Source organism: Streptomyces sp. NPDC056486 (genome assembly GCF_042795295.1).
GTDB lineage: Bacteria > Actinomycetota > Actinomycetes > Streptomycetales > Streptomycetaceae > Streptomyces.
In genome coordinates this window covers 1-6,551 of record NZ_JBHTSF010000282.1, presented here as the reverse complement: position 1 = coordinate 6,551, position 6,551 = coordinate 1, and the positions used below count along the sequence as shown (strand labels likewise).

Sequence of the window (6,551 nt, the reverse complement as noted above, 5' to 3'; positions counted from 1 at the left end):
GGTGGGGGCTGGTCGCGCAGTTCCCCGCGCCCCTTACGGGCCCGGATTTCGGCCGGGCTGGATATCCAGCCCGGCCGACAGCTGCCTCAGCCCGGCGCCAGCCGATACGCGTCCAGGGCCAGCGTCATCTCCATCAGATCCCGGGGCCGCGCAAGCGACCGCGAGGTCAACTGCTCCAACCGCCGCAAGCGGTTGAACACCGTGTTGCGGTGGCAGTACAGACGCCCCGCGGCCCGCCCCGCGGACCCCTCGCACAGCAGCCACGCGTCCAGCGTCTCAAGCAGCACCGCCCGATCCCCCGGCTCAAGGGCAAGCACCTCGCCGAACACGTCCGACACAAGGCGTCCCGCCAACTCCGGCTGGCTCACCACCAGCGCCGTCGGCATCCGCTGGTCGAGCCGTACGATCCCGGTCGCGTCCGGCGGGCACGTACGCAGGGCCAGTTCGGCGAGGCGACGCGCGTGGCCCAGTTCGGAGAGCCCCGCCACCACAGGGCTGATGCCGCCGGGCCCGGGGCACCGCCCGTCAAGGGCGGCGGCCAACTCGTCCAGGCCCTCCTCCGCCCCGAGCGCCACCACCCCCACCTCCCGGTCCGTCCGCATCCGCCAGACGAAGCGGAACCCGGCCCGCTGGATCTGCCGGTGGAACGCGGCACGTCCGTCCCGTCGCTCGGCGCGCAGCACCACCACCGCGTACGGCCCGCGCTCCGGAAGATCGAGCCCGGCGGCCACCTGCGAGGCGAGCCCGGGTCCGGCCTGCCCCTCGAGGAGCGCGTCGAGCAGCGCCTGCAGCTGCTCGTCGGTGCGCCGCCGCAGCTCCATCTCCGTCGCCCGGTAGGCGTCGGACGCGGCCTGGGCCTGCGCGTCGACCGCCGACCACACCATCGTCGCCGAACGCATCAGGACCGCTAGCTTCTCGGGATTCTGCCCCTCGGTGCCTTCGAGCAGCGAGTCCCAGACCAGATAGCCCGCGTTGCGGTACGAGTGCACCACCAGGTCGAGCGGAAGACCCTGCTGCGCCCGGCGCCGCCCTGCCTCCTCCGCGTACTCCAGATCGCGGCGCGGTGAGGCGCGCGGCGCCGAGATGGTCTCGATGCCGATCCGCATCGCTTCTTCCGCCTCCTGCCACTGCTGGTCGTGCGGAAGGACCCGCGCGTACACCGGCGAGTGCTCGAAGAGCTGCCGCAGATGTTCGTCCACCAGCTCGGGGACACGGGGGAGCAGCGCCACGCACGCCTCCTCCAGCACCTTCCAGTCGTGGCCCGTCCGAGGCCTGCGTCCGCTCATGGAACCCCCATCGCCGCCGCCCGCCGTTGTCCCTGTGCTGCGGAGGATGCCATCGCCCGACCACCCCTGGCAGGCCCCTGACACGCGGTGTTGTGCCCGTGCACAACAGGCGGCCGGTCCCGCTGGTCACCCGCAGCGATTCGGACACAGGCCGTGGACGGGCGGGCGCGGCGGTGCTGGGGTGAGCGCCACGCGAAGGCAAGCGGAGGACAGGGGGGTCCAGGTGGGTGGTTCCGGACTGGTCGTACAGGACGCGTCGGTCGGATACGGGCCGGTGCGCGCACTGCGCCAGGTGTCGCTCGAAGTGCCGGACGGCGCCGTCGTCGCCGTGCTAGGCGGCAACGGCGCGGGCAAGTCGACGCTCCTGCGCGCCATTTCACGCACCCTCGGCTTTCACCGGGGGGCGCTCACCACCGGCTCCATCCACTTCGGCGGGCGGCGCATCGACGGACTGCACGCGGACCGGGTGGTCGCCGCCGGAGTCTCCCAAGTGCCGGAAGGCAGACGGGTGTTCGCCCGGATGACCGTCGCCGACAATCTGCGGGCGGGTGCGCTCGGCTCCGCGGGAAGCCGGGGAGCCAAGGCCAGAGCCCTGGACCGCGTCCATGAACTGTTCCCCGTGCTCGCCGAGCGCGCGGGCCAGCGGGCCGGGCTCCTCTCGGGCGGCGAGCAGCAGATGCTGGCGGTGGCCAGGGCGTTGATGGCCTCGCCGAAGCTGCTGCTCCTTGACGAACCCTCCCTGGGGCTCGCCCCGTTGATGGCGGCACGCATCGCCGACACCATCCAGGAGATCAACACCCAGGGCACCGCTGTCCTCCTCGTCGAACAGAACGCCGCACTCGCGCTGCGCCTCGCCTCACGTGCGTACGTCCTTGACGTGGGCGAAGTGGCACTCGCGGGACCGGCGGACGAGCTGTCCGCCTCCGACGAGGTACGCCGCCGCTATCTCGGCGTGGTCGACGAGACCGCAGCGGCCGATGCCTCGCGCGGCGTCAGCGCGCTGCCGGTGCTGAGGCGCTGGGCGGGCCGACGATGAGCGAGGAACGCGGGGCGGCCGACGCGCAGCCCATGGAAACGGGCGACGTACCCGCCCTGGAAGTACGGGACTTGACCGTCCGCTTCGCGGGCCTCACCGCGCTCGACGCCGTCAGTTTCACCGTACGGCCCGGCACCGTGCACGCCGTCATCGGACCCAACGGCGCGGGGAAGTCCACCTGCTTCAACGTCCTGTCCGGCGTGTACCGCGCCACCGGCGGCAGCGTCCGCTTCGGTGAGCACGAGCTGACGACGATGCCTCCGCACCGCATCGCCGACCTGGGCGTCGCACGGATCTTCCAGAACCTGGCCCTGCCGCCGCGCGCGACGGTCGCCGACAGCCTGATGCTCGGACGCCACCGGCTGACCCGCACGGGATTCGTCGCCGCTGGGCTCCGCCTTCCGTCGGCCGCGCGCGAGGAGCGGAGCCACCGTGAACGGGTGCGGGAGATAGCCGCGTTCGTCGGTATCGAGCACCAACTACAGGCCCCCGCGGGCTCCTTGCCGTACGGGCAGCAGAAGCTCGCCGAGCTGGCCCGCGCCCTGTGCATGGAGCCCCGGCTGCTCCTGCTCGACGAGCCCGTCGCGGGCATGACCGCCGACGAGCGGCAGCGCACGGCCGCCGTCATCGCGGGCGTCCGCGACAGCCTCGGAATCTCGATCGTCCTGGTGGAACACGACATGGGGGTGGTGATGCGGCTCGCTGACGCGGTGACCGTACTGGACTTCGGCCGGCGCATAGCGGACGGCGCACCGGCGGCCGTACAGAACGACCCGGCGGTCGTGCGGGCGTACCTGGGAGAGGAGGCCACCTCATGAACACCTTCGTCGAGCTCCTGCTCAACGGTCTCTCGATGGGCTCCGTCTACGCCCTCATCGCCCTCGGTTTCGTCGTCATCTTCCGGGCCACCGAAGTCGTGAACTTCGCGCACGCCTCGCTGCTCCTGGCGGGCGGCTACATCACCGCGTCCCTCCACGACGACATCGGCTTCTGGCCCGCGTTGCTCGTCGGTATCGCGGGAGCCGCCGTCGTCGGTGCCGCCATCGAGTTCCTGGTCATGCGGCGCTATCGGGGCTCCGACCACAGTGTCCTGGCCATCGTCACCATCGGCGTCGACATCCTGCTCACCACCGAACTCACCCGCCGCCTCGGCACCGATGTGCTCGCACTCGGCGACCCCTGGGGCGACTCGGTGCTCACCATCGGTTCTGTCTCCATCGCGTACACGCGGATCGCCGCGTTCGTCGCCGCCGCGCTCCTCATCTCCGTCTTCCTGCTCGCCTTCCGCTACACCTCCTGGGGTGTGGCGATGCGTGCCGCAGCGGAGAGCCCGGAGACCGCCGCCCTGATGGGTGTGCGCCTGGGCCGGGTCTCCCTCGGCGCCTGGGCGGTCGCGGGGGGACTCGCCGCCGTGGCGGCGCTCTTCCTCACCGTCTTCCCGACCCCGGGTCTGGAACGGGCCACTTCCCTCGCCGCGTTGAAGGCGTTCCCCGCCGCGATCCTCGGCGGCCTCGACTCCACCACGGGTGCGCTCGTCGGGGGACTCGTCGTCGGGGTCACCGAGTCCCTCGCCACCGGCTATCAGAGCGAACTCACGTTCCTGGGGCGTGGGTTGGGCGACCTGGCGCCCTACCTGGTGATGACCGTCATCCTCCTCATCCGGCCCGCCGGACTCTTCGGCACGAAGGAGCTCACCCGTGTCTGAAGTCCTGGCCCGAGGCCGGGAGTTGCGCTCCCGGAACCGTACGAGGCTGACGCGCCCGCGGACGTACGTATGGATCGCGGGAGCCGTGCTCCTGCTCGCCCTGCCCTTCTACCTCGACCGGTTCTGGCTCCAGGCGGGCCTGTTCGCCATGGCGGCCGCCATCGGCGCGATCGGCCTCAACCTCCTCACCGGCGCGACAGGACAGCTCTCCATGGGGCACGCCTTCTTCCTCGCGATCGGCGCGTACGGATACTGCGTCTTCGCGGGGGACGGGGATGGTGGCCTGACCGGGCTCGGGCTTCCCACCTGGATCGCCGCCGCCCTGGCCGTCGGCGTCGCGGGGATCGCGGGCGGGCTCTTCAGCCCCATCGCGGGACGCCTGCAGGGCGCGTACCTCGGCATCGCGACGCTCGCCCTCATCTTCATCGGGCAGCACGTCCTGTTCAACGCCCATGATCTGACCGGCGGCTCCAACGGACGCGACGTACCGCCCCTGAGCGTCTTCGGCATCACCTTCGACGACAGCGAGCTCGTGGTGGCCGCCGTGCCGTTCGGGGCGTCGGAGAAGCTCTGGTACGCGGGGCTCGTCCTCCTCGTCGGCTGCGGACTCTTCGCCCGCGGTGTGCTGCGCGGGCGCCCTGGACGTGCCATGAACGCCATCCGGGACCACCGCGTCGCCGCGGGCGTCATCGGGGTGCCCGTCGCCCGCTACCGCGCGGGCGTCTTCGTCCTGTCGTCGATGTACGCGGGCCTCGCAGGGGTCCTCCTTGCCCTCGTCTTCCAGCGCACCGTGCCGGACTACTTCGGCATCACGCTGTCCCTCGAATACCTCGCCATGATCGTCATCGGCGGCCTCGGCTCGGTGGCGGGAGCGGTGGCCGGTGCGGCCGTCGTGTCCCTCCTTCCGCAGCTCCTGACCCGGTACAGCGACGCGCTGCCCCTGGTCTCGGCCCCCGGGACCGGCGGGATCACGCCGGGTGAGGCATCCCGGTATCTGTACGGCGCCGCCGTCGTGGCGGTGGTGCTGTTCCTGCCCGGCGGCCTGGCCAGCATCGCCGCCCGGCGCTCCAGGCCGGCGTCCGGCCCAACTCCAGGGGAGGAACAATGAGTTCACGCACACTGAGAAGGACTGCCAGAAGGACCACGAGAAGGACCACGAGAAGCACCACGCGAAGGACCACCGCTACGGCGACGGCGCTCGCCGCGCTGCTCGCGGTGGCAGGTTGCAGCTCCAAGGCCAACGACGACAAGGGCGACAAGGAGGGCGCGGGCGGGGTCAAGACCGGCGTCGGTGTCTCCGCCGACACGATCACCCTCGGCGTGCTCACCGACATGACCGGTGTCTACGCGACCCTGGGCAAGAGCGTCACCCAGGCACAGCAGCTCTACGTCAAGCAGACCAACGCCGACGGCGGCATCTGCGGCCGCAAGCTGAAGCTGACCGTCCGCGACCACGGCTACGACCCCCAGAAGGCGGTCGCCGCGTACACGGAGCTGGAGCCCGACGTCCTCGGCTTCGCCCAGTTCATCGGCTCCCCGTTCGTCGCCGCGGTCAAGCAGCGGGTCGACGCGGACAAGGCGCTCGTGCTGCCTCAGGCGTGGTCGGCGAACCTCCTCGGCAGCTCGTACGTCCGGGTCGTCGGCTCGACGTACGACCTGGAGACGATCAACGCGATCGACTTCCTGATGAAGGAGAAGGGCCTCAAGAAGGGCGACAAGCTCGGCCATGTCTACTTCGAGGGCGACTACGGCGAGAACGCGCTGAAGGGCTCGCGGTACATGGCGAAGAAGTCGGGCCTCACCGTCGTGGAGCAGAAGATCAAGCCGACCGACAACGACATGACGGCGCAGGTCGCGGCCCTGAAGAAGGCCGGAGTGAAGGGCGTGGTGATCAGTGCGGGCCCGCGGCAGGCGGCCTCCCTCGTGGGTGTCGCGGCGGCCGGCAAGTTCGACGTCCCGATCATCGGCAACAACTCGGCGTTCGCACCCCAGCTCCTCGGCACGCAGGCGGGCCCCGCCCTGGCGAAGAACTACTACGTGGCCTCGCCGACCCTCCCGATCGGCGCGGACACCCCCCTCGCGAAGAAGCTGGTCGCCGACTACAAGGCGGCGTACCCCAAGGACGCCCTGGACAACGGCGTGTCAGCCGGGTGGACCGCGGCGTCCATCTTCGGCGAGGCACTGAAGAGGGCGTGCAAGAGCAAGGACCTCACCCGTGAGGGCGTCGACAAGGCGCTCCTGACGATCAACGCCTACGACACGGGCCTCGGCGTCGACCAGGACTTCACCGACCCCAAGGCGCCCTCCTCGAAGGAGAGCGTGATCCTGCGCCCCGACAAGGGCGTGACGGGCGGCATGAAGGTGGCCAGGGAGCCGGGCGCCGCGGATGCGGTCGAGGGGTACACGGCGGGCGGCTGAGGTTTCAGCCTGTGGGGGTCCCCCCCTGCTCCTTCAGAGCTTGGGGGAGTTTGAGGACGGCCCGAAGGGCGACAGACGGCACGCAAAGGGGGCCCGAACCGAATGG

General features: G+C 71.0%; 6 protein-coding genes. 5 read left to right on the top strand and 1 reads right to left on the bottom strand.

All coding sequences use genetic code 11. The annotated features are described in order from the left end of the window. Window positions 1-86 precede the first annotated feature (86 nt). Window positions 87-1,286: a PucR family transcriptional regulator gene (locus ACFQ7F_RS44950; protein WP_383285274.1), complete on the bottom strand. Its 1,200-nt coding sequence runs from the start codon at window positions 1,284-1,286 to the stop codon at window positions 87-89. 223 nt (window positions 1,287-1,509) lie between these two features. Between ACFQ7F_RS44950 and ACFQ7F_RS44945 the strand changes: the two genes are divergently transcribed. Genes ACFQ7F_RS44945 through ACFQ7F_RS44925 form a run of 5 tightly spaced genes read left to right on the top strand, consistent with a single transcriptional unit; the run spans window position 1,510 to window position 6,445 of the window. Then, the gene (locus ACFQ7F_RS44945; RefSeq protein ID WP_383285271.1) at window positions 1,510-2,322 is read left to right on the top strand and encodes an ABC transporter ATP-binding protein; all 813 of its coding nucleotides are present in this window, start codon (window positions 1,510-1,512) and stop codon (window positions 2,320-2,322) included. Continuing rightward, window positions 2,319-3,140 (top strand): ABC transporter ATP-binding protein, encoded by an 822-nt coding sequence (locus ACFQ7F_RS44940; RefSeq protein WP_383285268.1) that lies wholly within the window; start codon window positions 2,319-2,321, stop codon window positions 3,138-3,140. The genes ACFQ7F_RS44945 and ACFQ7F_RS44940 overlap by 4 nt, the downstream gene beginning before the upstream one ends. Then, window positions 3,137-4,027 (top strand): branched-chain amino acid ABC transporter permease, encoded by an 891-nt coding sequence (locus ACFQ7F_RS44935; RefSeq protein WP_383285265.1) that lies wholly within the window; start codon window positions 3,137-3,139, stop codon window positions 4,025-4,027. Before ACFQ7F_RS44940 ends, ACFQ7F_RS44935 begins: the two co-directional genes overlap by 4 nt. Continuing rightward, complete coding sequence (locus tag ACFQ7F_RS44930; protein ID WP_383285262.1) at window positions 4,020-5,135, top strand: branched-chain amino acid ABC transporter permease; 1,116 nt, start codon at window positions 4,020-4,022, stop codon at window positions 5,133-5,135. The genes ACFQ7F_RS44935 and ACFQ7F_RS44930 overlap by 8 nt, the downstream gene beginning before the upstream one ends. After that, complete coding sequence (locus tag ACFQ7F_RS44925) at window positions 5,132-6,445, top strand: ABC transporter substrate-binding protein (RefSeq protein WP_383285259.1); 1,314 nt, start codon at window positions 5,132-5,134, stop codon at window positions 6,443-6,445. The genes ACFQ7F_RS44930 and ACFQ7F_RS44925 overlap by 4 nt, the downstream gene beginning before the upstream one ends. Window positions 6,446-6,551 lie beyond the last annotated feature (106 nt).